The sequence below is a fragment of the Paraburkholderia sp. GAS199 genome, from assembly GCF_050436585.1.
Classification (GTDB): domain Bacteria; phylum Pseudomonadota; class Gammaproteobacteria; order Burkholderiales; family Burkholderiaceae; genus Paraburkholderia.
Window position 1 is genome coordinate 344448 of record NZ_JBNDMM010000007.1, and the last position, 25963, is coordinate 370410.

Genomic DNA, 25963 nt, shown 5'->3' on the forward strand with positions numbered 1-25963 from the left:
CTGAAAGCGAAAAGGCCCGCTGGTAGCGAGCCTTGCTGCACTGCGCCGGACAGGCAAGCGTCGATCTGGCGGGCGCGAACTAACGCGGCCGCCATGCGACCCTTACTGTCGCTGGTAGATTTCGGCGCCTTTCTTCATGAACTCGATCGACTTCACTTCCATGCCTTTCTTCAGCGCTTCGTCATCGGTGACGCCTTGCTGTGCCGCGAATTCGCGCACGTCCTGCGTGATCTTCATCGAGCAGAAATGCGGGCCGCACATGGAGCAGAAGTGCGCGACCTTGGCGGAGTCTTTCGGCAGCGTTTCGTCGTGGAATTCGCGCGCCTTGTCCGGGTCGAGGCCGAGATTGAACTGGTCTTCCCAGCGGAATTCGAAGCGTGCCTTCGAGAGCGCGTTGTCGCGCACCTGCGCGCCCGGATGGCCCTTCGCCAGATCGGCGGCGTGCGCGGCGAGCTTGTACGTGATGATGCCGGTTTTGACGTCGTCCTTGTTCGGCAGCCCAAGGTGTTCCTTCGGCGTCACGTAGCAGAGCATGGCGGTGCCGAACCAGCCGATCATCGCCGCGCCGATGCCCGACGTGATGTGGTCGTAACCCGGCGCGATGTCGGTGGTCAACGGTCCGAGCGTGTAGAACGGCGCTTCGTCGCACCATTCCAGTTGCAGGTCCATGTTCTCCTTGATGAGCTGCATCGGCACGTGGCCCGGACCTTCGATCATGGTCTGCACGTCGTGCTTCCACGCGATCTGCGTGAGTTCGCCGAGCGTCTTCAGTTCGCCGAGTTGCGCTTCGTCGTTCGCATCGTAAATGGAACCGGGACGCAGGCCGTCGCCGAGCGAGAAGGCCACGTCGTACGCCTTCATGATTTCGCAGATATCTTCGAAATGCTCGTACAGGAAGCTTTCCTTGTGATGCGCGAGACACCACTTCGCCATGATCGAGCCGCCGCGCGAGACGATACCCGTCATGCGTTTCGCGGTGAGGGGCACGTATTGCAGACGCACGCCCGCGTGAATCGTGAAGTAGTCGACGCCTTGCTCGGCCTGTTCGATCAGCGTGTCGCGGAAGATTTCCCACGTCAGATCTTCAGCCTTGCCGTTGACCTTTTCCAGCGCCTGATAGATCGGCACCGTGCCGATCGGCACCGGCGAATTGCGGATGATCCACTCGCGGGTTTCGTGAATGTGCTTGCCGGTGGAAAGATCCATCACCGTGTCGCCGCCCCAGCGGATCGCCCACGTCATCTTGTCGACTTCTTCGCCGATCGAGGACGTCACCGCCGAGTTGCCGATGTTCGCGTTCACCTTCACGAGGAAGTTGCGGCCGATGATCATCGGCTCGCTTTCCGGGTGATTGATGTTGTTCGGGATGATCGCGCGGCCGCGCGCCACTTCTTCGCGCACGAACTCGGGCGTGATCGCCGTGAGGCCGTTCGGTCCGAATGCGCTCGCGCCGAACGCCTGGCCCGGATGCTGGCGACCCATCATCGCGGCGAGCTTTTCGCCGTTCGGGCCGCTCGTCCTGAGGCTTTCCAGATATTCCGCGCGGCGCTGGTTCTCGCGAATCGCGATGTATTCCATTTCCGGCGTGATGATGCCGCGGCGCGCGTAGTGCATCTGCGAGACGTTCTTGCCGGCGACGGCGCGGCGCGGCGTGCGGTGCAAACCCTTGAAGCGCAGATCGGCGGTGGCCGTGTCGGCGGCGCGTTCGCGGCTGAAGTCGCTCGACAGGCCGGTGAGCGCTTCGGTGTCGCCGCGCTCTTCGATCCACGCCTGACGCAGCGCGGGCAGACCCGCGCGAATGTCGATCTTCGCGTCCGGATCGGAGTAGGGGCCCGACGTATCGTAGACATACACCGGCGGATTCTTTTCACCGCCGAAACTGTCGGGCGTATCGGCCTGGCTGATTTCGCGCATCGGTACGCGGATGTCGGCACGCGAACCGGTCACGTAGACCTTGCGTGAATTCGGCAGCGGTGCGACGGCGGCTTCGTCGACGTGAGCGTCGGCGGAAAGGAACTTCGGATTGGCGTTCATGCGGATCTCCTTGGCCTTGCGGAGCATGTCGAACTGAACGCGTTTGAAGTCGACAGTTGCCATGCGGCGCGCGGCGTTTATGGGGCCGCTAAGCAGGAGACGAGACGGAAGGAGTCGGAAATCGCGAGAGATGAGTCGATAGAGCCTGGGTGCGAAATCCGTACGCTTCCCTGCGCTGGCATTATCCAGATCAGGTTCAAAGGGTATTTCTCACCCACGTTGCACGGACCTCCTGCCACCGTGCTACGCAGGACCCCCGCGTTAGCAGCGCACACGATACACCGGCCGGGCGCCGCTTGGCAACCCCGCCTGGTGGTGCGCGCTGCTTACAGCGTGAAATCCTCGGCGGCTTCGGGTTGAAACAGAATCTTGTCGAGCTTGAGCACTTTCTCCGTGCCGCTCGGCGGCGTGAAGCGGATGCGCTCGCCGCGCTTTGCGCCGAGCAGGGCGAGCCCGACCGGCGAGAACACGTTCAGGCGTCCCTGGGCGAAGTCCGCGTGAGTCGGATACACGACCGTCCAGGTCATGTGCTCGCCGCTGCTTTCGTCGACGAGCGTGGCCTGCGAATTCATGGTCACGATGTTCGCCGGCATGTCGCGCGATTCGACGATCACCGCGCGCTCCAGCACGTCGTCAAGCATGTCCTGCCATTTTGCGTCGGCGCTGGCGGCGCCCGCGTGCTTCTCGAGACGCGCGACGTCGAGTTCGGTGAGGTAACACGGCTTGGTTTTCTTCATGATGGCTTCTCCGATTGATCTGCATGTAAGGGCAACGCGTGCGAACGAGATCGGCCCGGAGCCCGGCGACGTGGCTCCGTGGATGGCAGCGGCTACGTCAGATCGGGCGCCGGGCGGCGCAGAGCGGGAGCGTTCGGGACGGCTGGACAGTCAGCCGTGCCGCCATGTCCATGCGCGCACGGGCGCAGGCGCGGCGTGCGCGCATGCGGGTGACGGCATGTAATGGCTGAGTGCTCATGAAGAGAGGCGAGGGCGTTGAAAAGAATTCGGATGCGCGCCGAACGCGGAATCGACGCAACTGAAAGGCTCATGTTAGCACGCGCGTAAAACGTCTCCTGCGACGAATGGTGGCGCATGTGTTTCGCGATCCGCGCGTCGTCGCCATGACACTGCCGCAGCCGATTAAAAATAATTTTGCGGGCGCTGTCATAACGGCGCGTGTGCTTCGACAAACGTGCAGATCCCGATGGAGCACGTCATGAGAATCACACGAATTTTGCAAAGCACGACACGTGGTCGACGCGGCAATGCGCCGGCTGTCGTGCTGACGGTTGCGCTCGCCATCGTCGCGTCGCTGACGGGTGGTCTGGCGTCCGAAGCCGACGCGGCCGCCGCGCTTTGCACGGCGGACAGTCCGGCTCATCGCGTGGCGCTGGTCGAGCTGTACAGCAGCGAAGGCTGCAACAGTTGTCCGCCCGCCGACAACTGGCTAAGCCAGTTCAAAACGAGCGGCGCGGCGCAGAGCATCGTGCCGCTGGCGTTGCACGTCGACTACTGGAACAGCCTCGGCTGGACCGACCGGTTTTCGCAGCATCGCTTTACCGAGCGTCAGCAGAAGCTGACCGATCTTTCCGGCGGTCACACCATCTACACGCCGGAGGTATTCGTGTCGGGCCGCGAGTTGCGCGGCTGGTCGCAACGCGACAGTTTCCAGAGCCGCATCGGCAAGCTCGTCGCCGAACCGGCGCAAGCGAATGTCGCGCTCGAACTCAAGCCGCAAACTGCGGGTGCGTTCGATGTCGACGCGCATTTCACGAGCCATGCCGCCGACGCTTCCGCGCCGCTGAACGCCTATCTCGCCGTGTATGAAAACGCGCTGAGTTCGCAGGTCGGCGCGGGCGAAAACAGCGGGGTCACCTTGCATCACGAACGCGTGGTGCGTCAGTGGATCGGCCCTGTGCCGCTCGTCGCCGGCAACGCGCAGATCCGTCAGGCCGTGCATCTCGACAACGCGCCGGCCGACAACGTCGGCGTGGTGGCGTTCGTCGAAAACAGCGCGACAGGCGACGTGTTGCAAGTGGCCGAACTGGCCGCCTGCCGCTGAGCGCGGCGCGCATTCATCACAGGAGATCGTCATGGCAACGCCGCTCGCATCCGCCAAAACCGCAGCGCCGCTCGCGCCGGAAACCGGCGCGATTCATCCCGTCTGGGTGCGCGTCACGCATTGGCTCAACGCACTCGCCGCGATTCTGATGATGCTGTCGGGCTGGCGCATCTACGATGCGTCGCCGATCTTTCCGGGGTTCACCTTCGCGCCGTCCATCACGCTCGGCGGCTGGCTCGGCGGCGCGTTGCAATGGCACTTCGCGGCGATGTGGCTGCTGGTGTTCAACGGCCTCGTGTATCTCGCGCTCAATCTCGCGAGCGGGCGTTTCGTGCGCAAATTCCTGCCGGTTTCGCCGCGCGCCGTGCTGGCCGATTTCATCGCCGCGTTGACCGGCAAGCTCTCGCATGCCGATCTGCGGGTCTACAACGCGGTGCAGAAATTCGCCTATCTGTTCGTGGTGTGCGATCTGATCGTGCTGGTGCTCTCCGGACTCGCGATCTGGAAGTCGGTGCAGTTTCCGCTGCTGCGCGAGTTGCTGGGCGGCTACGACAACGCACGCATCGTTCACTTCTGCGCGATGTCCCTGATGGCTGCATTCGTGGCCGTGCATCTGGTGATGGTGGCGCTCGTGCCGCGCTCGCTGCTCGCCATGTTGCGCGGACGCTGAGCATGAACGCGCCGTTACGCACTCGCCAAGCCTGAGGATACCGAATCATGTACAAGCCGAAAGCTCCTCCCGGACGCAAGTCCATCGCGACGCTCGATCGCGAATCGATTCTGATCGATGCAAAACGCGAACTCACGATGCCGTCGCGGCGTCTGTTCGGCAAGCGGCTTCTGACGCTCGGCGGTCTGTCGATGCTCACGGGCTGCTCGCTCACCGACAACGACTCGGTCAACGCGTTTCTCACGGCAGTGTCGCGTCTGAACGACCACGCGCAGGCCGCCTTGTTCGATCCGAAGCAACTCGCGCCCACCTACACCGAGGCGCAGATCACGCGGCCGTTTCCGTTCAACGCCTTCTACGGCATCGACGACGTGCCGCAGGTGGCGGCTGCCGGTTACAAGCTGAAGATCGGCGGTCTCGTGAGCGGCCAGCGCGAATGGACCTTGCCCGAGTTGTACGCATTGCCGCACGCCGAGCAGATCACGCGGCACATCTGCGTGGAAGGCTGGAGCGCGATCGGCCGCTGGGGCGGCACGCCTTTCGCCGATTTCTTGCGGCGCATCGGTGCGGACACCAGCGCGAAATACGTCGGCTTCAAATGCGCGGACGACTACTACGAAAGCATCGACATGCCGACCGCGCTGCATCCGCAGACGCTCCTCACGCTGTCCTACGACGGCGAGCGGCTGCCCGCGAAATACGGCTTCCCGATGAAGCTGCGCATGCCGACCAAGCTCGGCTACAAGAATCCGAAGCACATCGTCGAAATGTTCGTCACCAACACGTATCCCGGCGGCTATTGGGTCGACCAGGGCTACAACTGGTTCGGAGGCTCCTGACGCACGAGGGCCGGCGCATCGGCATTCGGGATGCGCGACCCCGGGCGGCAGAAGCTTCGGAAATACCCCGGCATGCCGGGTTTGAATCATCCATAACGAAACGGAGTATTCCCATGAAAAAGATCGCAATCGCAGCAGTCGCACTCGCCTTGTTCGGTAACGGTGCAGCCGTCTTCGCTCAGGCGAGCGGCGCCATGTCCAACGACGCCATGTCGAAAGATTCGATGTCCAAAGATTCGATGTCGAAAGACACCATGAAGAAGGACTCGATGAAGCACGACAAGATGAAGAAGAGCGACGCAATGGGCATGAAGCACGAAGCGTCGGGCGCGATGGCCAACTGAGGTTCCGTGCGGAGCCGGCCGGCACCGGCGTCGTCGCCAATGCGGGTTGCATAGGCAACGGCGGCGGCGCCGGCATTCGCGTCGGCGACCGCGTCGGGCTTCACACTTCGCGTCGTATCACGAGCCGGGCATTGCCCGGCTTTTTCTGTTGCAAGTACGCCAAAAAGTTACGATTCTTTCACTCGACCCGGTGGGCGCTTACTGCATAATGCGATGCGCGCCATCCATTCGGCGCGTGTCAGCCGCGGTTCGATTCAGCCCGAATCGCCGTGGCGTTGTGGCCCCTTTGGCCATCTATCGTCTTTCCGTTCCACCGACATGTCCGCCAGCCTCGCCCGTCAGACCGCATCGCCGATGCGGCGTCCGCCATCCCGCCACAGGGTTTCCAGCGGAGGCACGGCGCTTCGCACGGTCCGGGCGGGTTGAACGCATGTCGTCACAACTGTCCAGCCGCTTCTCCCAGTTCCTTTCGCGTTTGATGCCGCGTGGCTTCGCGATCCGTCTGCCGCAGTCGCGCAACGGGCAGATCGCGTTGGCGCTCGGCGTGGTCTATATCGTGTGGGGCTCGACCTATCTGGCCGTCCACGTGGCGTTGGGTTCGTTTCCGCCGTTGCTGCTGTCGGGCCTGCGCAATCTGTTCGCCGGCGTCGGACTCTTCATTTTCGCGGCGCGCCGCAATCCGGTCTGGCCGAGTGCGGTCGAAATCCGTAATGCCGGCCTGGTCGGCACGATGCTGGTCGGTCTGTCGAGCGGCATGCTCGCGTACGGCATGCGCACGGTGGGCACCGGCACGGCAGCGGTGATGGTCGCCACCGTGCCGCTCTTCGCCACGGTCATCGCGGCGGTGGCGGGGCGCAAGATCGGGCGCGGCGAATGGTTCGCCGTCGGACTCGGGCTGGCCGGTATTGCGATTCTCAGTCACGGCGACAGTGCGCCCGGCTCGGCGGGCGGCAGTCTCGCCATTCTGTGCGGCGCGCTGTTCTGGGCCGGCGGCGCGCATCTGGCCGGACGCCTGAAGCTGCCGTCTGACCTGTTTCTCTCCACTAGTCTGCAGATCGGCCTGGGCGGCGCCATGTCGACGCTAGTGGCGTGGATCTCCGGCGAGCGGATGATGGAAGTGCACTTCCTGCCGGTGCTCGCATTCGTGTATCTGATGCTGATTGGCACGATGGCCGCGTATGTCGCCTACGGCTTTCTGATCCGCCACACCAGCCCGATCATCGCCAGCAGCTGCATGTACGTGAATCCGGTGGTTGCCGTGGCGCTCGGCGCGTTGCTGCTCGGCGAACCCGTGACGCATTCGACCGTGATCGCCACGGTGGTGATTCTCGCCAGCGTCGGGCTGTCGTTCTGGTTCGACTACAGGAAAAAGGGGCTGGGCTGAAGCGGGCGGTTCGGGGCGTGCCGCCTCGTTGGCGGCAGGCTACCGGTTATCAAAGCGCCGCCGCCACTTCCGCTCCTTCGCGGATCGCGCGCTTCGCATCGAGTTCGGCCGCCACCTTGGCCCCGCCGATCACGTGATAGCGCGGCGTGCGGGCTCCGCCGGCCCCCTGATCGCCGGCTTTGCCGTTCCGCCCAGCCTGTGCCGCGGCTTCGACCGTGTGCAACTCGCGCAGCGACTCCTGCCCCGCGCACACCACGATCGACTCCACGTCGAGCCATTGTTCAGCACCGTTGCGCGCGATCTTCAAACCGCGCGCGCTGATCTCTTCGTACGACACGTTGTCGAGCATCTTCACGCCGTTGCGCGCGAGCGTCGCGCGATGCACCCAGCCGGACGTCTTGCCGAGCCCCATGCCGAGCTTGCCCGCCTTGCGCTGCAGCAGCCAGATTTCCCGGGCTGGTTGTGCCGGCGCGGGCGGCTTCAAACCGCCGCGTTCGCTGACCGACAGATCGACGCCCCATTCGTCGAGCCACGCGTCACGCGGCGTCGGCAGCGGATCGCCGTCGCGATGCAGCAGAAACTCGCTGACGTCGAAGCCGATGCCGCCCGCGCCGATCACGGCCACGCGTCGTCCCACGGGTGCGCCGCGCAGCACGTCGACGTAGGAGAGCACGTTCGGGCCGTCGATGCCGGGAATCGTCGGGCGGCGCGGCACGATGCCGGTCGCGACGATCACGTCGTCGTAGCCGCCGGCCGCCAGCATGGCCGGATCGACCCGCGTGCCGAGTCGCACGTCCACACAGTGCCGTTGCAACTGGCTCTGAAAATAGCGGATCGTCTCGCTGAACTCTTCCTTGCCGGGCACGCGCATCGCCAGATTGAACTGGCCGCCGAGGCGCTCGCCGGCGTCGAACAGCGTCACGCGATGGCCGCGCGAAGCCGCCACCGTCGCCGCCGACAAACCCGCCGGTCCGGCGCCGACCACCGCGACCGAGCGCACCTGTGCAGCGCCGACCGGCCGGTACAGCAGTTCGGTTTCGCGTCCCGCGCGCGGATTGACGAGGCAGCTCGCGCGCTGATTCTTGAAAGTGTGATCGAGGCAGGCCTGATTGCAGGCGATGCAGGTGTTGATTTCGTGCGCGCGGCCTTCGGCGGTCTTCTGGACGAAGTCGGGGTCGGCGAGCAGCGGCCGCGCCATCGACACCAGATCGCCCGCGCCGTCGGCGAGTAGCGACTCGGCAACCTCCGGCGTGTTGATGCGGTTCGATACGATCACCGGCACCTTCACGGCCGCCTTCAGACGCGCGCTCAGCGAGGCGAACGCGGCGCGCGGCACCGACGTCACGATGGTCGGCACGCGCGCTTCGTGCCAGCCGATGCCGGTGTTGAACATCGTCACGCCGGCGGCTTCGAGCGCCTGCGCGACCTGCACGGTTTCGTCCCACGTGTTGCCGCCTTCGACCAGATCGATCAGCGACAGACGGTAGATCACAATGAAGCGCTCGCCGCACACGGCGCGCACACGCTCGACGATCTCACGCGCGAGACGCATGCGGTTTTCGATGCTGCCGCCGTAACGGTCGGTGCGCCGGTTGGTGCGCGGACACAGGAACTGATTGAGCAGATAGCCTTCGCTGCCCATGATCTCGATGCCGTCGTAACCGGCGCGTTGTGCGAGCCGCGCGCAGCGCGCGTAGTCGCGCACGGTCTTCGCGATGCCGGCCTCGGTCAGCGCGCGCGGCTTGAACTTCGAGATCGGCGACTTCAGCGCCGACGCGGATACCACGAACGGTTGATAGCCGTAGCGGCCCGCATGCAGGATCTGCAAGGCGATCTTGCCGCCTTCCGCATGCACGGCCTCGGTGACTTGCCGATGATTGCGCAGGTCGAACACCGAGTTGAGCGTGCCGCCGAACGGCAGCAACCAGCCCTGGCGGTTGGGTGAGATGCCGCCCGTGACGATCAGCCCCACACCGCCGCGTGCCCGCTCGCGAAAATACGCCGCGAGCTTTGGATAATTCCAGAAGCGGTCTTCCATGCCGGTGTGCATCGAACCCATCACCACGCGATTGCGCAAGCGGGTGTAACCGAGGTCGAGTTCGGCGAGTAAGTGTTGGTAAGACATGCAGGGGACCATGTAAGTATTGGGCGCGCACGAACAATACACCGCCAGACGTGCCAACCCTCCGAGGAAAAATTCTAATCCGCCTAACTCCTTGCGCCGTAAGCCATTCTTAAGCCGCAACGAGCCATTTCGACACCGGCGGCACACGCATTGCTCATTGCGAGCGTCCATCGACACGGACCGCGCCGCTACCAGAACAGGCGCGATGTGCGGCAGGGATAAGGAGGGCACGTTCTGTTTCGGAGAGCCGTTTCAGGCCGGTTTATAACCGGCCCGAAGTCCGGATGTCCGAAGCGGGACGCTCGAAAAATCAACGGGTCGAGAACCCGATATCGATACAGGTGAGCACAATGAAAATGATTCGAACCATGGCGGCTGTGATTGGCGTTGCGTCGGTACTGAGCGCATGCGGAGGCGGCTCGGACGACGTAGGCAAGGAACTCGGACTGACCAATCCGGAGATCCATTTCATCCACGCCATTCCGAGTGGCCCGGCTGTCGACTTTCTCGTCAACGGAACCGCGCCGTCGGGACAGACGAACATCAGCTATAAAGGCGTGACGAACCTCACCAATATCAACACCGGCGCGACCACCGTCGCTTATGCCGCCACCGGCACGACCACCGCGCTCGCGAGCGGCAGCTTCCCGAATGTCGCGAAGGGTCACGAATACACCGTGCTCGCGTTGCCGGGTCTGTCAGGTACGGACATCGGCCTGATCGACGACCCGTTCGACAAGGGCCTGCTCTCGAACAACGCACGTCTGCGCGCGTTCAACGCGTCGGCCAACGCGAATAACCTCGACCTTTATCTGGTGCAGTCGAGCAACACGAACATCACGGCCGCCAATCCGACGATGTCGGCCGTCGGCTTCAAGAACGCCGTGCCAGCGAGCGGACAGGATTCCATCTACGTGTCCGGCGGCGACTACGTGCTGATCGCGACGGCAGCCGGCAGCAAGACGCCGATCTTCCAGTCGGCCGCTTTCACGCTGTCGAACAACGCGGACTGGATCATCACGACGGTGCCGTTCGGCGGCGCGCTGAGCCAGCTCGTGCCGGGCCAGATTCACCTGCTGATCGCGCAGAACGGCAACACGGGCACGCCGAGCATCGAACTGACGAACACGCTGACAGGCCAGTAAGCGGCACATAAAAACCGCTGAAAAGCGGGCCTCGCGCAACGACGCGCGGCAGGCCCGTTTTCGGCAGAACGTCCTGGGGAGGACGGAGCGGCGATCCACGCGAGTGGGTCGCCGTTTTGTTTTGCGCGGTTTTTCTCTGTACGGGTCAAACCGTTTTGCGCATGCCTGCTCGAGCATCCGCCTTAACTCAAGTGTGCTGCACGCAACTCTCACGCCCCACGAAAAAAACCCGCCGCGGTTTCCCGCGACGGGTCTGGAGATCATGCTCGCGAGACGGCGTGGCGTCCCGCTTCGATCAACGTCCGGCGATTTACTTGGCTTTTTCCGCCGAGTTCGACAGCGCGTCGCCGCCCTTCGAGATATCCTGGCCGGCACCTGCCATCGTGTTGCAACCTGAGAGTGCAGCCGTTCCTGCAATGGCCGTCCCAGCAATGAGAAGCATAGCGATCAGTCGTTTCATGAGAGTTCTCCTTGTCGAGAAATGCATCGGTTGACGCACCGTTTGCCGCGGCGCGCGCTAGCTATCGTCGTCCGACCGGGGCTTGCGCCAGTCGACCGGTCTGATTGCATGTTAAAAAAAGGGCGCGGGCGACGCTGTCGGCTGGGCTGCGATTTTCATGTAGGCGTGCTCCGGTGTTTGCGTCGGCGCAGTCCTACATGCTTTCTAGCAAAGGCCGCGCCGCGATTCTGCACATGGCCTTGTGGATTCACACGGCGCTGCGCGACGGCGTGGCCGTGGGCAGATCGACGGAAGGCGTGGCGGTGCTGACGCTCGGCATCACGACGTCGATGTCGGTGCCGTTGGGCACGCCGCGACGGATATCGAAGCGGCCGCCGTGCGCGGCGACGCGCTGACGCATGCCGAGCAGCCCGTGCGTGTGCGTGCGGTTCAGATCGGCCGGCATGATGCCTACGCCGTTGTCGGCGATATGCAGTGCAACCTGATCGTCGCCCACTTCGAGACCGATCGAGACCTTCGAGGCGCGCGCATACTTCGCCGCATTCGTGAGCGACTCCTGCGCGACGCGAAACAGCGCGATCTCGGTCTGCTCGTCGAGCTTGATGTCGTCGGCGGGCAGGTGCAGTTCCAGCGCCCAGCCGTTGCGCTGCGCGGCGTCGTCGGCGAGCGTGCGCAACGCGGTGACGAGCCCGAAATTCGCCAGCACGGTCGGGCGCATGTCTTCGATGATGCGGCGCTTGAGCGCAATGCCCTGATCGAGATTGTCGAGCGCGCGTTTGAGCTTTTCGCCGATGTCCGGCTCGCTGTCTTTCAGCTTGCGCCGCGCCCATGCGACGTCCATCTTGCTCGCGGTCAGAATCGCGCCGAGTTCGTCGTGCAGTTCGCGCGCGAGCTGCGTTTTCTCGTTTTCACTCACTGCCTGCAAATGCCAGCCGAGCGCTTCGAGCTGACGCGTGCGCTCGTTGACGAGCTGGTCGAGGCCTTCCTGCTGCGTGATCAGCTGACGCTGCACGCGCGCCTGCCGGTCGATCTGGATGCCGAGATTGCGAAACAGCAGAATGAACAGCACGATGTTCAGCGCCGAGAGACCCGCCGCGCACAAGGTGGAAATGCGCTGGTCGGCGCGGCTCGCGTCGAGTGCGTGTTGCGCGCGGCGTTCTTCGTTGTCGCGCAGCAGCGAGAGCGTACTGTCCACGAGGCTCGTGTCGGCGGGACCGGTGGCGCTCGCCACGCCGGCGACGCCCGCGCCCGTGCAGGCGGACAGATCGAGCGGATGGGTGGCGGCGCTTTGCAACTGCGCCGCGCCGGCGCCGATGCGCGCTTCGATCAGCGCGAGAATTTGCGTGAAGCTCGCGAGTTCGGCGCTGTCCGCCTTGCCGCCATGATAGAAGCGGCTCAGCGGCTGTTCGCTCTGCCGGATGCGCACGGCCGTCGCGCAAAAGCCCTGCGCCGCCGTGTCCTGCTTCGTCAGAAGAAAGTCGCTCTGATAGGCGCTCAAACGCGATAGCTGATTGGCGAGCGTGCTCAGTTGCACGGTGACGTCGCGCGCTTCGAGCGCGGTTTCGTATTCGGCGGCGATCCGCTCGCGCGCGGTTTCGAGAATCACGAGGCCGCCCACGGTGATGACGATCGCGACCGTCATGGCGATCGCCCAGCTACGGCTGCGCATCCAGTCGCTCAGGCGCGCGGCGTCGGGCGGCTTCTGGATGTTCGACGCATCCGGTATCGCTGTTGACTTCGCAGTTGACATGTTAGGCACGCTCGGCTCCTCGACTCGGGCAACAGTGTAACGCCCGGCGGCACGCCGATGAACGCCGATAAACGTTGTTTGGCGGGCGTCCGGTCTCGCGACGTATGGCTGCCGTAACCCAATGTAAGCGGATTCTCACACGAAAACCGGCGAGCGTCGGAATGCGCCCACGCCTGCGGATGGATAGGATGGACTCGACCGTTCAATCAATTTTCCGGAGGAAGCCATCATGCTGAAATGGGCATTGATTTTTGCTGTCGTGGCGGTGATCGCCGGTCTGCTGGGTTTCACCGGCGTGGCCGCAGGCGCTGCGGCAATTGCGAAGTTCCTGTTCGTGGTGTTTGTGATTCTGTGCGTGGTGTTCCTCGTGCTCGGCTTTGTCGTGACGAAGAAAATAGTGGACTAGCGAAGCGAGTCACCGTGACCCAAGCGCTTTTTTGCACAGTCTTGCAAGCGCGACGCGCCATGCCGGCAAGACTGCCACGACCTTAATTCAGGAGAGTCGCCATGCTTCACTATGCCGTCGTCTTTTTCGTCATCGCGATCATTGCCGCGGTGTTCGGTTTTACCGGCATCGCGGCCGGCGCTGCCGAAATCGCGAAAATTCTGTTCTATATCTTCCTCGTCGTGTTCGTCGTCACGTTGCTGCTGGGCGTGTTCCGAACGTAGAAGCCGAACGTAACAGCGCGGTTTCTAGCGTTCTTTCACTCGTGACGAGGTGTCAGGCGCGTTTTGTGCGTGATGCCTGACTCCCCCCCAACACCGGATAAAGGAGAAATTCAATGGCGAAGTCATCAAGCGCCCAGGTCGCAGCGCCGAAGGTCAGCGATCCGTTCGTAATGGACATCGAGAAGATCCGTGCGGATGCACGCAAGCACATGTCCGACGGTCCGGTTACGCAGTCTTATGGCGCAGACCGCGAAACGGTTCTGAAGCTGCTGAACGACGCGCTGGCCACGGAAATCGTGTGTACGCTGCGTTACAAGCGGCATTACTTCATGGCCAAGGGCATCAATTCCGAAGCCGTGGCCGCTGAATTTGCAGAACACGCCACCGAAGAGCAGGAACACGCCGACCGCATCGCGGAACGCATCGTCCAGCTCGGCGGCGAGCCGGATTTTGCGCCGGACGGCCTCAAGACGCGTTCGCACTCGGAGTATCAGGAAGGTGAGAACCTGACTGACATGATTCGCGAAAATCTGATCGCAGAGCGTATCGCGATCGATACCTACCGTGAAATCGTGCATTACCTCGGCGAGAAAGACGTCACCACGCGCCGCATGTTCGAAGAAATTCTCGCGGTCGAAGAAGAGCATGCCGACGACATGGCCGACCTGCTCGAAGGCCGCGAATAAGCGCATCGTGCCGGCTGCGCGCAGACGCGCGAAGAGGTCTGGGAAAGTTTGAATCCGGGCCGCTTGCGCCGTCTCGCGCGAATGGCGCGCGCGGCGTGACGAGCAGCCGTGGCTGGCGCATGTCGGCTGGCCGGAGCGGGCCACGCCTTCACGATGGCCGTCACGACCGTAGCGGTCATCGCGGCGATCATTACAATAGGCGTTCTGGAGCCATTCCATTGCGCGGACACCAAACCGATGATTCGAGTGCTGATAGCTGACGACCATGCGATCGTCCGAGGCGGTTTCAAACAATTCGTCGCCGACGAACCCGACATGTGCGTCGCGGCGGAAGCCGCTACCGGCGACGAAACCATCAGCCTCGTGCGCGAGCAGGCGTTCGATGTGGTGTTGCTCGACATCGCGATGCCCGATAAAAACGGCATCGATACCTTGCGCGTCATCAAGCAGGTGCGCCCGGAGCAGGGCGTGCTGATTCTGTCGGGTTATCCGGAGAGCCAGTACGCGATCAATCTGCTGCGCGCCGGCGCGAATGGTTACCTGAACAAGGATTGCGAGCCTGACGAGATCGTGCGGGCGATTCGCGCGGTGGCGCGCGGTCACCGTTACCTGTCCGAAGCGGTGGCCGACACGCTTGCCGACAATCTCGACAAGCCAGCCGCAGGCAGGCCGCACGAAGCGCTCTCGGAGCGCGAGTTCCAGATCTTCTGCAAGCTCGCCGCCGGACAGATTCCGACGGAGATTGCGGAGGAACTGCATCTGTCGGTGAAAACAGTGAGCACGTACCGTGCTCGCGTGCTCGAAAAGATGCGGTTGGCGAATAATGCCGATCTGACTTATTACGCGATCAAGAACGGCTTGATCGAATAATGGACGATCGAGATATCCCGATGAACAGCGAACCGAAATCTGTTGCCGAGCCAGCCAGCCGCGCTCCGTTGCGCGTGCTGCTGATCGAGGATTCGCCGCTGATTCGCCGCAGTCTCGTCGAAGCGATCGACGCGTCGGGCATGTTGCGCGTCGCCGCCTACGCGGATTCCGCCGACCAGGCGATCGCGTTGTTGAGCGACGAGGCGTTCGATGCCGTGATTGTCGATCTGCAACTGAAGCAGGGCTCGGGCGTGCCGGTGCTGGCTTATTTGCAGCGCGAAGGCCTGATCGACTCCGTGTTTGCCGCCGTGCTCACGAATCACGCGTTGCCCGCGTATCGCGAGCGGTGCGAACAGTACGGCGTGCGGCACTTCTACGACAAGTCGTTCGAATTCGACCGGGTGATCGACGCACTGCACGATTACGCCTACGCGCGCGGCGCGCGCTGAGCGCCGCGGCATGACCTGGAATCAGGCGTGGCCAGGTCGCGGCGTCAGGTGATTCCACGCGGCCAGTCCGGCGAACACCACACCGGCCACGCTCACGCCAATCCATCCGAATAGCGGCCAGACGACGGCGCCCACACCCGAGCCGGCCGTGCCGCCGATGAAATACGCCACCATGTACACGGTATTCACGCGGCTGCGCGCATCCGGCTTGAGTGCGTAGATACGCGACTGATTGGAAATCTGCGCCGCCTGTACGCCGATGTCGAGCACGATCACGCCGATCACCAGGCCGACGATGCTCTTGCCGGAAAAGCCGAACACCACGAATGAAATGGCGACCAGCGCGATGGAGAGCGTGATGATGGCGTGCGGTCCGCGACGGTCGGCGAACTTGCCGGCGAGCGGTGCCGCCATCGCACCCGCCGCGCCCACGATGCCGAACAGGCCCGCCGCCTGCGGTCCGAGATGAAACGGTGCGCCCGCCAGCAGCAGGGCGAGCACGGACCAGAAGATGCTGAACGCGCCGAACATCGCGGCGCCGGTCAACGATGCTTCGCGCAACGCGCGATGTTCGACCAGCAGATGCCACATCGACACCATCAGCTTGCCGTACGGCAGGGTCGAGGTCGGCTGGCTTTTCGGCAGACGCAGGATGATGACCACCGCCAGCACCAGCAACGCCACCACCGAGGCGCCGAACACGGCGCGCCAGCCGAAGTATTCGGCGATCAGCCCGGAAGCGGTACGCGCCAGCAAAATGCCCAGCAGCAAGCCGCTCATCACCGTGCCGACGGCGTGACCGCGTTGCGACGGCGGCGCCAGCTCGGCCGCGAACGGCACGGCCTGCTGCGCGATCGTGGCGAGCACGCCGATGACGAGACTCGCGACGATCAGCACGGTGAGCGTCGGCGCGGCGGCTGCCACCACCAGCGCGACGCACATGCCGGCGATCTGCAACAGGATCAGACGGCGGCGGTCGAAACGGTCGCCGAGCGGCGCGAGCAGCAGCATGCCGGCGGCGTAGCCGAGTTGCGTGACGGCCGGCACGGCGCCGACCCACGACTCGCTGTGCGGAAACGATCCACGGAAATTGTCGAGCAGCGGCTGGTTGTAATAGATGTTGGCAACCGACACGCCCGCGATCGTGGCGAGCAGAAACAACAGGCCGCGCAACGACCGGTCGGTGGCGGCGGGGGAAGCGTCAGAGGTGGACATGTGGGGGCATCGTCGACGGACCGGCCCATGCGCGGTCCTCAAGCGTGCCGATCATACCGGAGCAGGGCCGATCGTGCTGACCGTCACGGACCACGCGAGCGCTGTGCGGCGAATATGAGATGGCGGATCGGGCGACGTTCGTAGAATCGGCGCGCCCCTCGAGGGCACCTCGATGTTGTCCCGATGTGACCTCGATCCCCCTTCACGCCAATCCACGCCAATCCACGCGACTCATCGCGTCACCGCCCGCGCAACCGACTCCATGACCCACGCCACACAACTCGAATCGCCGCCCATTCGCGGCTCGCTGCGCCTCGCGCTATTCGCCCTCGCCGCATGGGCGGCGATCACCGCGCTCACGTTGCGCGATCCGGTGAAACTGATGATCGAATGGGAGCTGCTCGCCGTCTTCCTGCGTCCCGAGACGCACGGCTGGTTTCGCGTGGTGCTGCTGTTGACGGCAATCGACGTGATGACCGGCGTGTTTATCGTCGGCGGGGCGGGGTGGCTGTTATTGCTGATGTGGCGTCGTTCGGCGCGGTTTCCGCGGCAGGTTCAGGTGTGGCTGCTCGCCATCGTCGTGATGCGGACGATGGCGTGGCTGCTCGGCGATTTCATGGCGCACGCCATCGGCATCGAGATCGCGATTCCATTCGACGGCTTCCTGCAGGCGCTGGCCGCCGCCGTAATCGGCATACCGTATTTCCGTTGCGCCCGGCGCGTGCGCGACACGTTTCTCACACGCTGAGCGCAGGCACCGTCAGTCGATCAGATCGCCTTCGGGTTCGTAAAACGGATACGGGCCGTCGGCGACGTCCACGTACGCGTGATGCGTCACGATGCCCGTGGCCGCATCGTAGCGATGCAGTGCGTACGCAGGCGGCTCCATCATGAAGGCGGACGGCGCGTCGTCGCGCAGATCGAGCGCCACCTGATGCGCGGGCGCGGGCACCGCGGAGGCGATCGTGCCGCCGAAGCGCACGAACATCGGCCGATGCACGTGGCCGCAGATCACCCGTTCCACGTTCGGATAACGCGCGATCAGCGCGGCGAGTTTGTCGGCGGCGGGCGGCGCGAGGCGCAGTTCGTCCATATGACCGATGCCGCACACGAACGGCGGATGGTGCAACGCCACCACCGTCGGCTTGCCCTGCGCGGCGTCGAGTTGCGCGGCGAGCCACGTCAAACGCGCGTCGCACAGATTGCCGGCGCTCTGGCCGGGCACCATCGAGTCGAGCGCGATCAGGCGCAACGGCCCGACATCGACCGCGTACTGCACGAACTCGCCGCCGCTTTTCAATTCCGCCCGATCCGGGAAAGCGGCGCGCAACGCGTTGCGCTCGTCGTGATTGCCGACCAGCAGAAAATACGGAATCTGGAGCGGCGCGAGCAGGGTTTTCAGATGTTCATACTGTTCCGGATCGCCCTGATCGACCAGATCGCCGGTCATGATGACGACGTCGGGACGCGGCACGAGCGCATTGAGCGCGGCAATCGTGCGAACCAGATAGGCGCCCGTGTCGACGCGGCGATACGCGAGCGCGCCGGGCCGTTTGATATGCAGGTCGCTGATTTGAGCTAGCAGCATGGGGATGTCCTTTCTTTTTTGCGCGCCGGAATACGGCGCGGCTTCATTACGATAGCGCAATCAGCGCGTCCTGCGCGATCGAGATGCCCACCGGCGTGCCGCGCGCGAGTTCCACGCGTCCGGCCACGTCGATCAGCAAGGCGTCGGGCGCGGCGCCGCCAATCGTCAGGCGTGTGCGTTCGCCGAGAAACGCCGTGCTTTCGACCGTGCCGCGCAGATGCGCGGCGGCCGGCTCGGCGAGATACGCGTCTTCAGGGCGGAAGAAAAACTCGTGCAGATGACCCGTGCGTGCGCGCCCGAGCGGCAGCGGCACGGCGCCGCCAGTGGTCGTGAGCACGCCGTTGCGCTGCTCGCCGCTCAGGCGGTTGATGGTGCCGACGAACTGCGCGACCGTGCGATTGGCGGGGCGATAGTAAATGTCGCGCGGCGTGCCGATCTGCTCGATGCGGCCCGCGCTCATTACGACGATGCGGTCGCCGAGTTCCATCGCTTCGGCCTGATCGTGCGTCACGTAGACCGTGGTGATGCCGAGTTCGCGCAGCAGGGTGTTCATTTCGCTGCGCAGCGTGTCGCGCAAACGCGCGTCGAGTGCGGTGAGCGGTTCGTCGAGCAGCAGCACGCGCGGCTGCACGGCGAGCGCGCGCGCCAGTGCGACGCGTTGGCGCTGACCGCCGGAAAGCTGGTCGATCGGTTTGTCGGCGTGCGTGGTAAGGCGCATCATGGCCAGCAGTTCGTCGACCCGTTGACGGGCGGTTTGCGCCGGCACGCGCCGGATTTTCAGGCCGTAGCCGATGTTGCCGCGCACGGTCAGATTCGGAAACAGCGCGTAGCTCTGGAACACCATGCCGACCTGACGCTTTTCGATCGGCAGCGCCGTGACGTCGTCGTTGCCGAAGGCGATGCGGCCGCCTGCGTCCGGTGTTTCGAGGCCGGCGATCATGCGCAGCGTGGTGGTCTTGCCGCAACCGGACGGTCCGAGCAGCACCAGAGTTTCACCGGCGCCGATCTCGAGATCGAGCGGTTCGAGCACGCGCGTGCCGCGAAACGTTTTCGCGCATTGCGTCAGCGTGATGGGAACGGAAGCGAGTTTCATGACGGGATGTTGGACTTCGGAACGGACTTCGGTTCGGACTTGGAGGAGGTTGAAACCGCGCGCTTTTTCGCCACGCTGCGCTGGCCCGTCGCATCGACGCCGAGCCATTGCATGGCGACGAGCAGCGGCATCGTCATGATGAAAAACAGGATCGTGTAGGCGCTGCCGATTTCGATGCGCAGCGACGCGTAGGTGTCGGCGAGGCCGACCGGCAGCGTCTTCGTATCGGGCGTATGCAGCATCCAGGTGAGATTGAATTCGCCGATGGAGAGCGTAAGCACGGCGAGCGCGCCCGCCACGATGCCGGGCCGCGCGTTCGGCAGCACGATCGTCACGAAACGCTGCATGAAGCTCGCGCCGAGACTGGCCGCGCCTTCTTCGAGCGTGCGCAGATCGCTGCTCGCGCACACGGCGGCCACCGCGCGCACCATGAAGGGCAGCGTGAAGACCACGTGTCCCACCACGATGAACGCCACGCTCATGCGAAACATCGTGAAGCCGCCGTACACCACCAGCAGCGCGAGCGCGGAAGCGAGACCCGGCAGCGCGATTGGCAGCACGAGAAATTCTTCGATGACGCGCGAGAGCCGCGTCTTGCTGCGCGCCAGCACGTAGCCGGCCGGCACGCCCGTCAACAGCGTGACGAGCAGCGTGGCCGCGGCGACTTCGAGCGAGAGGAACACGGAGTCGTGATACTGCGTCCACACTTCGACGAGCCAGCGCAGCGTGAGCCCGCTCGATACGCCCTTGAAGTAGTTGACCGTCAGCCCGGCCATGATCGACATCACGACCGGCACGATCAGGAACGCGCACAGCAACAGCGTCACGGCCCATTGTCCGGCCGCGAGCCATGAGCGCAGGGTGGGCAGCCTGAGCCGCAAGCGGGCTTGCGTCGCGGTCGGCGCCGGGGTGGGAATGGAGTTCATCGGAGGTTCGTCGTCGGGGTTGGACATGCCGTGCATCGTCATGCTCATGCGCTTGCCGCGACCGCGGAGCCGCTCACGCTGCGGGCGAGGGCCAGCACCAGCCACGTCACGATGCCGAGCACGATCGACAGGCCGGCGGCCGTCACCATGTTGGCGTTGAGCGTGAACTCGGTGTTGATGGTCATCGGCAACACGTCGATGTCGGTGGCGAGCGTGAAGGCCGTACCGAACGCGCCCATCGCGGTCGCGAAGCACACGGCGCCCGCCGCAATCAGACCGGGCGACAGCGCGGGCAACACGATGTCGCGCGTGATGCGCCACGGCGACGCGCCGAGCGAACGCGCGGCTTCTTCCAGCGACGCATCGAGCTTGGTCGCCGAGGCCATCACGGTGACGATCACGCGCGGAATCGAAAAGTACAGGTAGCCGAGAAAGAGGCCGCTCATCGAATACGCGAAGACCCAGCGGTCGCCGGTCAGTTTCAGCGAGAGCGCGCCGATCAGACCCTGGCGTCCCGCGAGCATGATGACCATGAAGCCGACCACCACGCCGGGGAACGCAAGCGGAAACGTGAGCAGGGCGAGCAGGGTGCGTTTGAGCGGAAACTCACGGCGCGCGAGCAGCAGACCGGCGATCACCGAGAGCACCAGCGTGGCGGCGGTGACGGCGGCGGAAAGCAGCACCGTTGCGCCGAGGCTCGACATGTAGCGCGGATTGACGAGCATGGCGCGATACGTCTCGAACGCGTGACCGTTGCCGCTGATCTGCGCGAGCGCTCCCATCGGCAGCAGCCAGAACGCGATGAAAACCGCCAGCGCCGGCGCGATCAATGCGATGCGCCAGCGCAGCGGGAACGTGATGTCGTTCAATGCATCACCTGTAGATAACGCTCGCCGAAGCTCGACTGCTTCTCCGCCATCTTGCCGAAATCGACCGGTTTGGCGCGTGCGTAGTCGCTGGCGGGCAGGAATTTCGCGGCGGTTTCCGGGCTCATGGCATTGGCGCGCACCGGACGCAGATAAGCCTCGGCCCACAGCTTCTGGCCTTCGTCGGACAGCACGAAGTCGAGCACCTTCTTGCCGTTGGCTTCGTGCGGCGCGCCCTTCACGAGACTCATCACGTACGGCACCGAGATCGTGCCTTCCTTCGGAATCACGAATTCGACGTTGGCGTGATCCTTGTATTTTGCGCGATAGGCGTCGAAGTCGTAGTCGAGCAGGATCGGAATTTCGCCGGACATCACGCGCGCATAGGCCGTTTGTTTCGGCACGATCGGCGCGTTGGCCTTGAGCTTGCGGAACCAGTCGAGGCCCGGCTCGAAGTTGTCGAGCGTGCCGCCTAGCGCCTGATTCACCGCCACTGCACCGGCATAACCGACGAATGCGCTCGACGGGTCCAGATAACCGACCATGCCCTTGTATTCCGGCTTGAGCAGGTCGGCCCACGAACGCGGCACCGGCTTGCCTTCGAGCGCGTCCTTATTGACGAAAAAGCCCAGCGTGCCCGAGTGAATCGAGAACCAGTAGCCTTGCGGGTCCTTCATGTTCGCGGGAATGTCGTCCCAATGCGCAGGCTTGTATGGCTGGATCACGCCTTTGTCTTTCGCCTGGAAGGCCGACGACACGCCGAGATACACCACGTCCGCGACCGGGCTTTTCTGCTCGGCCATCAATTGCGCGATCGACTGGCCGGAGTTCTTGTTGTCGAACGGTACGCGAATGCCGGTCTTTTGCTGGATCGCATTGATCTGGCTGGCCCAGTCGGCCCACTCGGGCGGGCAGTTGTAGCAGATGGCGGTCTCGTCGGCGTACGCGGCTTGCGGCGCCAGTGCGGCGAACGCGGCAGTGACGATCATGCCGGCGGACAGCGCGGCGCCGGTGGTGCGAACGAGGCGGCGCCAGAGCGGTGCCATCGACGGGACAGGACGTGTTGATGAGCGGATCACTACGGGTCTCCTGGAAAGGAAGCGTGCAGTTGTTTCGGGGTTCGAAGTAAATGGAGCAGAGAAACTGGACTACGCGGCGGGTGACGCCTGTGCCGGGACGCGCGCGCCGTCGTCGCTGCGATTCGAAATCGCGGCAATGGTGGCGCCTTCGCGCAGGCTGTGCGGCAGGATCAGCGAGGGCGAGGTGACGCCCGGCGAATCGTAGTTGCCGTTGACACGCGCGATCAGCCGCGCCCATGCCGCGCAGCCGATCTCGCGATTCGGCGCACACACGCTGGCGAGCGGCGGCGACAGCAGTTCGCCCATCGACAGACCGTCGAAGCCGAGAATCGACATGTCGTGCGGAATCTGCATGCGTGCGCGCCGCAGGCCGCGCATCACCACCATCGCCAGCAGGTCGTTACTGCAGAAGAGGGCGGTGGGCCGGTTCGGTCCGCTGGTCAGATGCGCGAGCACCGAGGGGGCGAGTTCTTCTGCGTTGAAATCGATTTCGAGTGCGGGCAGCGGCGTGAGGCCGGCCTGCTGCATCGCCTGGGCGTAGCCGAGATGACGCTGACGGGCGCGGTCCGAAGCGGCCAGCGTGCCGGCCAACATCAGGATGCGGCGGTGGCCGTGGGCGATCAGCATGCGCACGCCGTCGAAGGCCGCGAGCCGGTTGTCGACCGAGACCGACGGACGCCGCACGGTGTCGTTGTGCATCAGCACGTAGAGCAGGCCGTCGCGATCGAGCTGGTCGAGCAGCGGGTGCGTGTCGGCATCGGCCACGGTCAGGATCAGACCTTCCACGCGATGCTGGCGCAGCGTTTCGATGGCATGACGTTCGCGATCGGCGTCGTACTGGGTGGTCATCAGCATCAGGCGGTAGCCTTGCGCCGAAGCGAGTTCGTCGATGCCTTGCAGGCACTCCGCGAACACCGGGTTGGCGATGGTCGGCAGAATCACGCCGATATGCCGGGTGCGCTCGCCGCGCAACTGGCGGCCGAGTGGATTCGGGCGGAAGTTGAGCGCGTCGATGGACTGACGCACCTTTTCGAGCGTGACGGGATTCACGGTATGCGGCGCGTTGATCGCGCGCGAGACCGTGGCGATGGAGAAGCCCGCGTGGGCGGCGACATCCTTGATCGTCGGGATCATGTTTTCCGCTCGGGTGTAAACGTTTTCGTGAGCGGATTATCGGGAAGCTTTGTGACTTCCAAATGACGTGGCGAAAGTGTCGGAGAGCGGGCAGAGGTGCGCGCAAAACGAAAAGCCCCCGGCGCTGCGCGCGGAGGGCTCGATGATTCGTGACAGGCTAATGAGGGAGGCTGCGGGAACGTTGCATGGTGCCGGGGACGGGACTTGAACCCGTAAGCCGTGAAGCGGCGGATTTTAAGTCCGCTATGTTTACCAATTTCATCACCCCGGCAGGGGTCGGACCGCATGTGGACGCGAATTCTACCACTGCCCCGCGGGCCTTCCAAACCGCCGCCAGCGGGCCCGAAACGGTGCCGCAAAGCGGCGGCGGTTGCCGTATCCGCCCCCGTAATCGGTTTTCCCTAAAACGCTCTTCGAAAAATCTAATTTTGATAATATCTGACTTTGCAGATATTATGCCTGTCATTGAATACGGAGGCGCAGATGGATCACTACACGTCGGAGGGCTTCGATCCCACGCAGAGCGTCGGGTTTGCCATCAACAAGGCGCGCAACGTGTTGATCGCCGAGATGGACGATGCCTTGAAGGATCTCGACATCACGAGTCAGCAAATGGGCATTCTGCTATCCATGCATCGCGAACTGGCCGCCACGCCGTTCGAGTTGTCCAAGCTGCTCGGTATCGACACCGGCCTGATGACGCGCATGCTCGACAAGCTGGAACGCAAAGGCCTGCTGGAGCGTTCGCGGAGTCTGGAAGACCGGCGCGTGGTGAACCTGAAGCTCACGAAAGAGGGCGTGGCGATCGCGGCGCGTTTGCCGGCCATCGTGCCGGTGGTGCTCAACGCGCGCCTGAAGAAATTCACGAAGACGGAGTTCGAGGAACTGCGGCGCCTGCTCTACAAGTTTCTCGGCGAATGAACGAATAAACCGGCAACAAGCGACGCAACTCAACACACAAAGACAAGCTGCGCGTCATCACCGCAGCCCATTTTTTACCCAACTATCTGACAGGTCAGAAAATGAAATCACAGTTAAACGGACGGGCCGGCGTATCGCGGATCGCGAAGGCGGGCGTGACGGTGATGTTCGCGGCGGTGCTGTCGGCGTGCGCGAATTACGCGGGCATTTCGAGCGACCGGCAGATGGCGTCGCCGCAGACCTATGCGACCCAGCAAAGCATTCCGGCGCAAGGCGGTCACTGGCCCGCCGCCGACTGGGCCGACCAGTTCGGCGACGACCAGCTGAAGGCGCTGCTCGCCGAAGCGCTGAAGGGCAATCCGTCGATCGAGCAGGCGCGGGCGCGCGTTGCCGCGGCCGCGGCTTACAGCGACACGGCGAAGGCGAGCACGATGCCGCAGGTCGGCGCGACCTATTCCTTCACGCGTCAGCAGTACTCCGGCACGGCGCTGGTGCCGCCGCCCTACGGCGGTTCCTGGCAATCGGAGAGCAAGGGCTTGCTGTCGGCTTCTTACGACCTCGATCTGTGGGGCAAGAATCGCGAAGCGCTGAAGGCTTCGCTGTCACAACTCCAGGCCAGCCAGGCCGATGCCGAAGTCGTCAAACTGTCGCTCACGTCCGCCACGGCGCGCGCGTACAACCAGCTCGCCCGTCTGTACGCGTTGCGCGACATCGCGCAGCAGGAAGTCACGCAGCGCGAGCAGATCGATCGCATCACGGCCGGTCGCATCGCGACGGGTCTCGACACGCAGGTCGAACGCAAAACCGCGCAGGCCAACCTGGCCACGAGCCGCGCCAGTCTCGCCGCGCTCGACGGCAGCATTCTCACGACCCGCTATCAGCTGGCCGCGCTGCTCGGCGCGGGACCGGATCGCGGGCTGGCGATCGCGCGGCCTACGCTCGGCATCGGCGACGAGGTGCGTCTGCCCGACAACCTGCCCGCCGATCTGGTGAGCCGCCGTCCCGATCTGATCGCGGCGCGCTGGCGCGTGGATGCGTTGACGCACGACGTCAAGGAAGCCAAGGCCGAGTTCTATCCGGACATCAACCTGAGCGCCGCCATCGGACTCGACGCGTTCGGCTTCGGCCGCTTTCTGACGGCGGCGAGCCGCACGGCTTCGGCGGGACCGGCGATTCATCTGCCGATCTTCGACGGCGGCCAGTTGCGCGCGCAACTCAAAGGCCGTTACGCCGACTTCGATTACGCCGTGGCGACCTATGACCAGACGCTCGTGTCCGCGTTATCGGAAGTGGCGACGCAACTCGCGCAGATCCGCTCCACCGACGAACAACTCGGCGACGCCCAGGCCGCGCAGGAAGCCGCGCGCAGCGCCGACCAGCTGGCGCTCACGCAATACAGGGCCGGGCTCACGAACCAGTTGACGGTGTTGAACGCCGACACCACCGCGCTCGCAGCGGATCAGCAGGTCGCGAACCTGAAGATGAATCGTCGCGACCAGCAGATCGCGCTCGCGGCCGCGCTCGGCGGCGGCTATACGGACACCTCGCCGGCAGCGGACACGGCAAACGCCGCCGACACCGGCAGCGCCAACCGCAACGCCGCCGATGAAGCGTCGGCGCATATCTCACCCGTCGTCGCTGCGCGCTAACGCGTC

The 25963-nt window shown here is 64.2% G+C and carries 25 protein-coding genes, 1 tRNA gene, 1 pseudogene and 1 riboswitch; of the genes and pseudogenes, 14 read left to right on the forward strand and 13 right to left on the reverse strand.

Annotated elements, in window-relative coordinates:
- Positions 1-102 precede the first annotated feature (102 nt).
- Together thiC and P3T18_RS26015 are read right to left on the reverse strand one after the other, a co-directional pair.
- Positions 103-2034, reverse strand: coding sequence for a phosphomethylpyrimidine synthase ThiC (gene thiC, locus P3T18_RS26010; RefSeq protein WP_429302995.1), 1932 nt, complete (start codon positions 2032-2034; stop codon positions 103-105).
- A 149-nt stretch (positions 2035-2183) separates the two neighbouring features.
- A riboswitch (TPP riboswitch) is annotated at positions 2184-2302 on the reverse strand.
- Between the two features lie 58 nt (positions 2303-2360).
- Complete coding sequence (locus P3T18_RS26015; protein WP_429302825.1) at positions 2361-2771, reverse strand: GreA/GreB family elongation factor; 411 nt, start codon at positions 2769-2771, stop codon at positions 2361-2363.
- 478 nt (positions 2772-3249) lie between these two features.
- On the opposite strand from P3T18_RS26015, the gene P3T18_RS26020 reads away from it, so the two are divergent.
- The 5 genes from P3T18_RS26020 to P3T18_RS26040 all read left to right on the forward strand — a co-directional run bounded on the left by P3T18_RS26020 (position 3250) and on the right by P3T18_RS26040 (position 7332).
- Positions 3250-4095, forward strand: coding sequence for a DUF1223 domain-containing protein (locus P3T18_RS26020; RefSeq protein ID WP_429302826.1), 846 nt, complete (start codon positions 3250-3252; stop codon positions 4093-4095).
- Positions 4096-4126: 31 nt separating this feature from the next.
- Positions 4127-4765, forward strand: a complete 639-nt coding sequence (locus P3T18_RS26025) for a cytochrome b/b6 domain-containing protein (protein ID WP_429302827.1) — start codon at positions 4127-4129, stop codon at positions 4763-4765.
- Positions 4766-4812: 47 nt separating this feature from the next.
- Positions 4813-5604: a molybdopterin-dependent oxidoreductase gene (locus P3T18_RS26030; RefSeq protein ID WP_429302828.1), complete on the forward strand. Its 792-nt coding sequence runs from the start codon at positions 4813-4815 to the stop codon at positions 5602-5604.
- Positions 5605-5717: 113 nt separating this feature from the next.
- A complete protein-coding gene (locus P3T18_RS26035) occupies positions 5718-5948 on the forward strand; it encodes a pentapeptide MXKDX repeat protein (protein ID WP_429302829.1) in 231 nt (76 codons plus the stop codon).
- Positions 5949-6378: 430 nt separating this feature from the next.
- Positions 6379-7332: an EamA family transporter gene (locus tag P3T18_RS26040; RefSeq protein ID WP_429302830.1), complete on the forward strand. Its 954-nt coding sequence runs from the start codon at positions 6379-6381 to the stop codon at positions 7330-7332.
- A 49-nt stretch (positions 7333-7381) separates the two neighbouring features.
- Here the strand turns inward: P3T18_RS26040 and P3T18_RS26045 are convergent, their stop codons facing one another.
- Positions 7382-9457, reverse strand: a complete 2076-nt coding sequence (locus P3T18_RS26045) for an FAD-dependent oxidoreductase (protein WP_429302831.1) — start codon at positions 9455-9457, stop codon at positions 7382-7384.
- Positions 9458-9807: 350 nt separating this feature from the next.
- On the opposite strand from P3T18_RS26045, the gene P3T18_RS26050 reads away from it, so the two are divergent.
- Positions 9808-10602 (forward strand): DUF4397 domain-containing protein, encoded by a 795-nt coding sequence (locus P3T18_RS26050; RefSeq protein ID WP_429302832.1) that lies wholly within the window; start codon positions 9808-9810, stop codon positions 10600-10602.
- A gap of 310 nt (positions 10603-10912) precedes the next feature.
- Here the strand turns inward: P3T18_RS26050 and P3T18_RS26055 are convergent, their stop codons facing one another.
- Both P3T18_RS26055 and P3T18_RS26060 read right to left on the reverse strand, forming a co-directional pair.
- Positions 10913-11062 (reverse strand): entericidin A/B family lipoprotein, encoded by a 150-nt coding sequence (locus tag P3T18_RS26055; RefSeq protein ID WP_429302833.1) that lies wholly within the window; start codon positions 11060-11062, stop codon positions 10913-10915.
- A gap of 247 nt (positions 11063-11309) precedes the next feature.
- Positions 11310-12935, reverse strand: a pseudogene (locus P3T18_RS26060) (sensor histidine kinase); the annotation flags it as partial.
- 106 nt (positions 12936-13041) lie between these two features.
- Between P3T18_RS26060 and P3T18_RS26065 the strand changes: the two are divergent.
- From P3T18_RS26065 to P3T18_RS26085, 5 genes are all read left to right on the forward strand, one after another.
- On the forward strand, positions 13042-13218 hold the full coding sequence (locus tag P3T18_RS26065) for a DUF1328 domain-containing protein (protein WP_429302834.1): 177 nt from the start codon (positions 13042-13044) through the stop codon (positions 13216-13218).
- Between the two features lie 101 nt (positions 13219-13319).
- Positions 13320-13481 carry a DUF1328 domain-containing protein gene (locus P3T18_RS26070; RefSeq protein ID WP_075643714.1) on the forward strand — a complete coding sequence of 54 codons (162 nt, stop codon included), beginning with the start codon at positions 13320-13322 and terminating at the stop codon, positions 13479-13481.
- A 113-nt stretch (positions 13482-13594) separates the two neighbouring features.
- Positions 13595-14167 (forward strand): ferritin-like domain-containing protein, encoded by a 573-nt coding sequence (locus P3T18_RS26075; protein ID WP_429302835.1) that lies wholly within the window; start codon positions 13595-13597, stop codon positions 14165-14167.
- 237 nt (positions 14168-14404) lie between these two features.
- Complete coding sequence (locus P3T18_RS26080; RefSeq protein ID WP_429302996.1) at positions 14405-15037, forward strand: response regulator; 633 nt, start codon at positions 14405-14407, stop codon at positions 15035-15037.
- Entirely contained in the window at positions 15037-15486 is a 450-nt protein-coding gene (locus P3T18_RS26085) for a response regulator (protein WP_429302836.1), read from the forward strand. Before P3T18_RS26080 ends, P3T18_RS26085 begins: the two co-directional genes overlap by 1 nt.
- Before the next feature lie 21 nt (positions 15487-15507).
- On the opposite strand, the gene P3T18_RS26090 is transcribed toward P3T18_RS26085, so the two are convergent.
- Positions 15508-16701, reverse strand: a complete 1194-nt coding sequence (locus P3T18_RS26090; protein ID WP_429302837.1) for an MFS transporter — start codon at positions 16699-16701, stop codon at positions 15508-15510.
- A gap of 262 nt (positions 16702-16963) precedes the next feature.
- On the opposite strand from P3T18_RS26090, the gene P3T18_RS26095 reads away from it, so the two are divergent.
- Positions 16964-17449 carry a DUF2569 family protein gene (locus P3T18_RS26095; protein WP_429302838.1) on the forward strand — a complete coding sequence of 162 codons (486 nt, stop codon included), beginning with the start codon at positions 16964-16966 and terminating at the stop codon, positions 17447-17449.
- Between the two features lie 12 nt (positions 17450-17461).
- On the opposite strand, the gene P3T18_RS26100 is transcribed toward P3T18_RS26095, so the two are convergent.
- The 7 genes from P3T18_RS26100 to P3T18_RS26130 form a co-directional block, all read right to left on the reverse strand.
- Positions 17462-18289 (reverse strand): phosphodiesterase, encoded by an 828-nt coding sequence (locus P3T18_RS26100; RefSeq protein WP_429302839.1) that lies wholly within the window; start codon positions 18287-18289, stop codon positions 17462-17464.
- A gap of 46 nt (positions 18290-18335) precedes the next feature.
- On the reverse strand, positions 18336-19382 hold the full coding sequence (locus P3T18_RS26105) for an ABC transporter ATP-binding protein (protein WP_429302840.1): 1047 nt from the start codon (positions 19380-19382) through the stop codon (positions 18336-18338).
- The gene (locus tag P3T18_RS26110) at positions 19379-20308 is read right to left on the reverse strand and encodes an ABC transporter permease (protein WP_429302841.1); all 930 of its coding nucleotides are present in this window, start codon (positions 20306-20308) and stop codon (positions 19379-19381) included. Before P3T18_RS26110 ends, P3T18_RS26105 begins: the two co-directional genes overlap by 4 nt.
- Positions 20309-20352: 44 nt before the next feature.
- Positions 20353-21177 (reverse strand): ABC transporter permease, encoded by an 825-nt coding sequence (locus P3T18_RS26115; RefSeq protein WP_429302842.1) that lies wholly within the window; start codon positions 21175-21177, stop codon positions 20353-20355.
- On the reverse strand, positions 21174-22163 hold the full coding sequence (locus tag P3T18_RS26120; RefSeq protein WP_429302997.1) for an ABC transporter substrate-binding protein: 990 nt from the start codon (positions 22161-22163) through the stop codon (positions 21174-21176). Before P3T18_RS26120 ends, P3T18_RS26115 begins: the two co-directional genes overlap by 4 nt.
- Positions 22164-22322: 159 nt before the next feature.
- On the reverse strand, positions 22323-23387 hold the full coding sequence (locus P3T18_RS26125; RefSeq protein WP_429302843.1) for a LacI family DNA-binding transcriptional regulator: 1065 nt from the start codon (positions 23385-23387) through the stop codon (positions 22323-22325).
- Between the two features lie 186 nt (positions 23388-23573).
- A tRNA-Leu gene (locus P3T18_RS26130) sits at positions 23574-23658 on the reverse strand.
- Between the two features lie 212 nt (positions 23659-23870).
- Between P3T18_RS26130 and P3T18_RS26135 the strand changes: the two genes are divergently transcribed.
- Positions 23871-24308: a MarR family winged helix-turn-helix transcriptional regulator gene (locus P3T18_RS26135; RefSeq protein WP_429302844.1), complete on the forward strand. Its 438-nt coding sequence runs from the start codon at positions 23871-23873 to the stop codon at positions 24306-24308.
- A gap of 101 nt (positions 24309-24409) precedes the next feature.
- Positions 24410-25957 carry an efflux transporter outer membrane subunit gene (locus P3T18_RS26140; protein WP_429302845.1) on the forward strand — a complete coding sequence of 516 codons (1548 nt, stop codon included), beginning with the start codon at positions 24410-24412 and terminating at the stop codon, positions 25955-25957.
- The last annotated feature ends 6 nt before the right edge of the window (positions 25958-25963 follow it).

Coding starts and splice junctions, on each gene's coding strand:
- P3T18_RS26040 (WP_429302830.1), top strand. CDS start 6,379: ATGTCGTCACAACTGTCCAGCCGCTTCTCCCAGTTCCTTTCGCGTTTG.
- P3T18_RS26125 (WP_429302843.1), bottom strand. CDS start 23,387: ATGATCCCGACGATCAAGGATGTCGCCGCCCACGCGGGCTTCTCCATC.
- P3T18_RS26020 (WP_429302826.1), top strand. CDS start 3,250: ATGAGAATCACACGAATTTTGCAAAGCACGACACGTGGTCGACGCGGC.
- P3T18_RS26065 (WP_429302834.1), top strand. CDS start 13,042: ATGCTGAAATGGGCATTGATTTTTGCTGTCGTGGCGGTGATCGCCGGT.
- P3T18_RS26120 (WP_429302997.1), bottom strand. CDS start 22,163: ATGATCGTCACTGCCGCGTTCGCCGCACTGGCGCCGCAAGCCGCGTAC.
- P3T18_RS26030 (WP_429302828.1), top strand. CDS start 4,813: ATGTACAAGCCGAAAGCTCCTCCCGGACGCAAGTCCATCGCGACGCTC.
- P3T18_RS26025 (WP_429302827.1), top strand. CDS start 4,127: ATGGCAACGCCGCTCGCATCCGCCAAAACCGCAGCGCCGCTCGCGCCG.
- P3T18_RS26035 (WP_429302829.1), top strand. CDS start 5,718: ATGAAAAAGATCGCAATCGCAGCAGTCGCACTCGCCTTGTTCGGTAAC.
- P3T18_RS26015 (WP_429302825.1), bottom strand. CDS start 2,771: ATGAAGAAAACCAAGCCGTGTTACCTCACCGAACTCGACGTCGCGCGT.
- P3T18_RS26080 (WP_429302996.1), top strand. CDS start 14,405: ATGATTCGAGTGCTGATAGCTGACGACCATGCGATCGTCCGAGGCGGT.
- P3T18_RS26075 (WP_429302835.1), top strand. CDS start 13,595: ATGGCGAAGTCATCAAGCGCCCAGGTCGCAGCGCCGAAGGTCAGCGAT.
- P3T18_RS26095 (WP_429302838.1), top strand. CDS start 16,964: ATGACCCACGCCACACAACTCGAATCGCCGCCCATTCGCGGCTCGCTG.
- P3T18_RS26100 (WP_429302839.1), bottom strand. CDS start 18,289: ATGCTGCTAGCTCAAATCAGCGACCTGCATATCAAACGGCCCGGCGCG.
- P3T18_RS26135 (WP_429302844.1), top strand. CDS start 23,871: ATGGATCACTACACGTCGGAGGGCTTCGATCCCACGCAGAGCGTCGGG.
- P3T18_RS26085 (WP_429302836.1), top strand. CDS start 15,037: ATGGACGATCGAGATATCCCGATGAACAGCGAACCGAAATCTGTTGCC.
- P3T18_RS26140 (WP_429302845.1), top strand. CDS start 24,410: ATGAAATCACAGTTAAACGGACGGGCCGGCGTATCGCGGATCGCGAAG.
- P3T18_RS26105 (WP_429302840.1), bottom strand. CDS start 19,382: ATGAAACTCGCTTCCGTTCCCATCACGCTGACGCAATGCGCGAAAACG.
- P3T18_RS26045 (WP_429302831.1), bottom strand. CDS start 9,457: ATGTCTTACCAACACTTACTCGCCGAACTCGACCTCGGTTACACCCGC.
- P3T18_RS26050 (WP_429302832.1), top strand. CDS start 9,808: ATGAAAATGATTCGAACCATGGCGGCTGTGATTGGCGTTGCGTCGGTA.
- P3T18_RS26110 (WP_429302841.1), bottom strand. CDS start 20,308: ATGAACTCCATTCCCACCCCGGCGCCGACCGCGACGCAAGCCCGCTTG.
- P3T18_RS26090 (WP_429302837.1), bottom strand. CDS start 16,701: ATGTCCACCTCTGACGCTTCCCCCGCCGCCACCGACCGGTCGTTGCGC.
- P3T18_RS26070 (WP_075643714.1), top strand. CDS start 13,320: ATGCTTCACTATGCCGTCGTCTTTTTCGTCATCGCGATCATTGCCGCG.
- P3T18_RS26055 (WP_429302833.1), bottom strand. CDS start 11,062: ATGAAACGACTGATCGCTATGCTTCTCATTGCTGGGACGGCCATTGCA.
- thiC (WP_429302995.1), bottom strand. CDS start 2,034: ATGAACGCCAATCCGAAGTTCCTTTCCGCCGACGCTCACGTCGACGAA.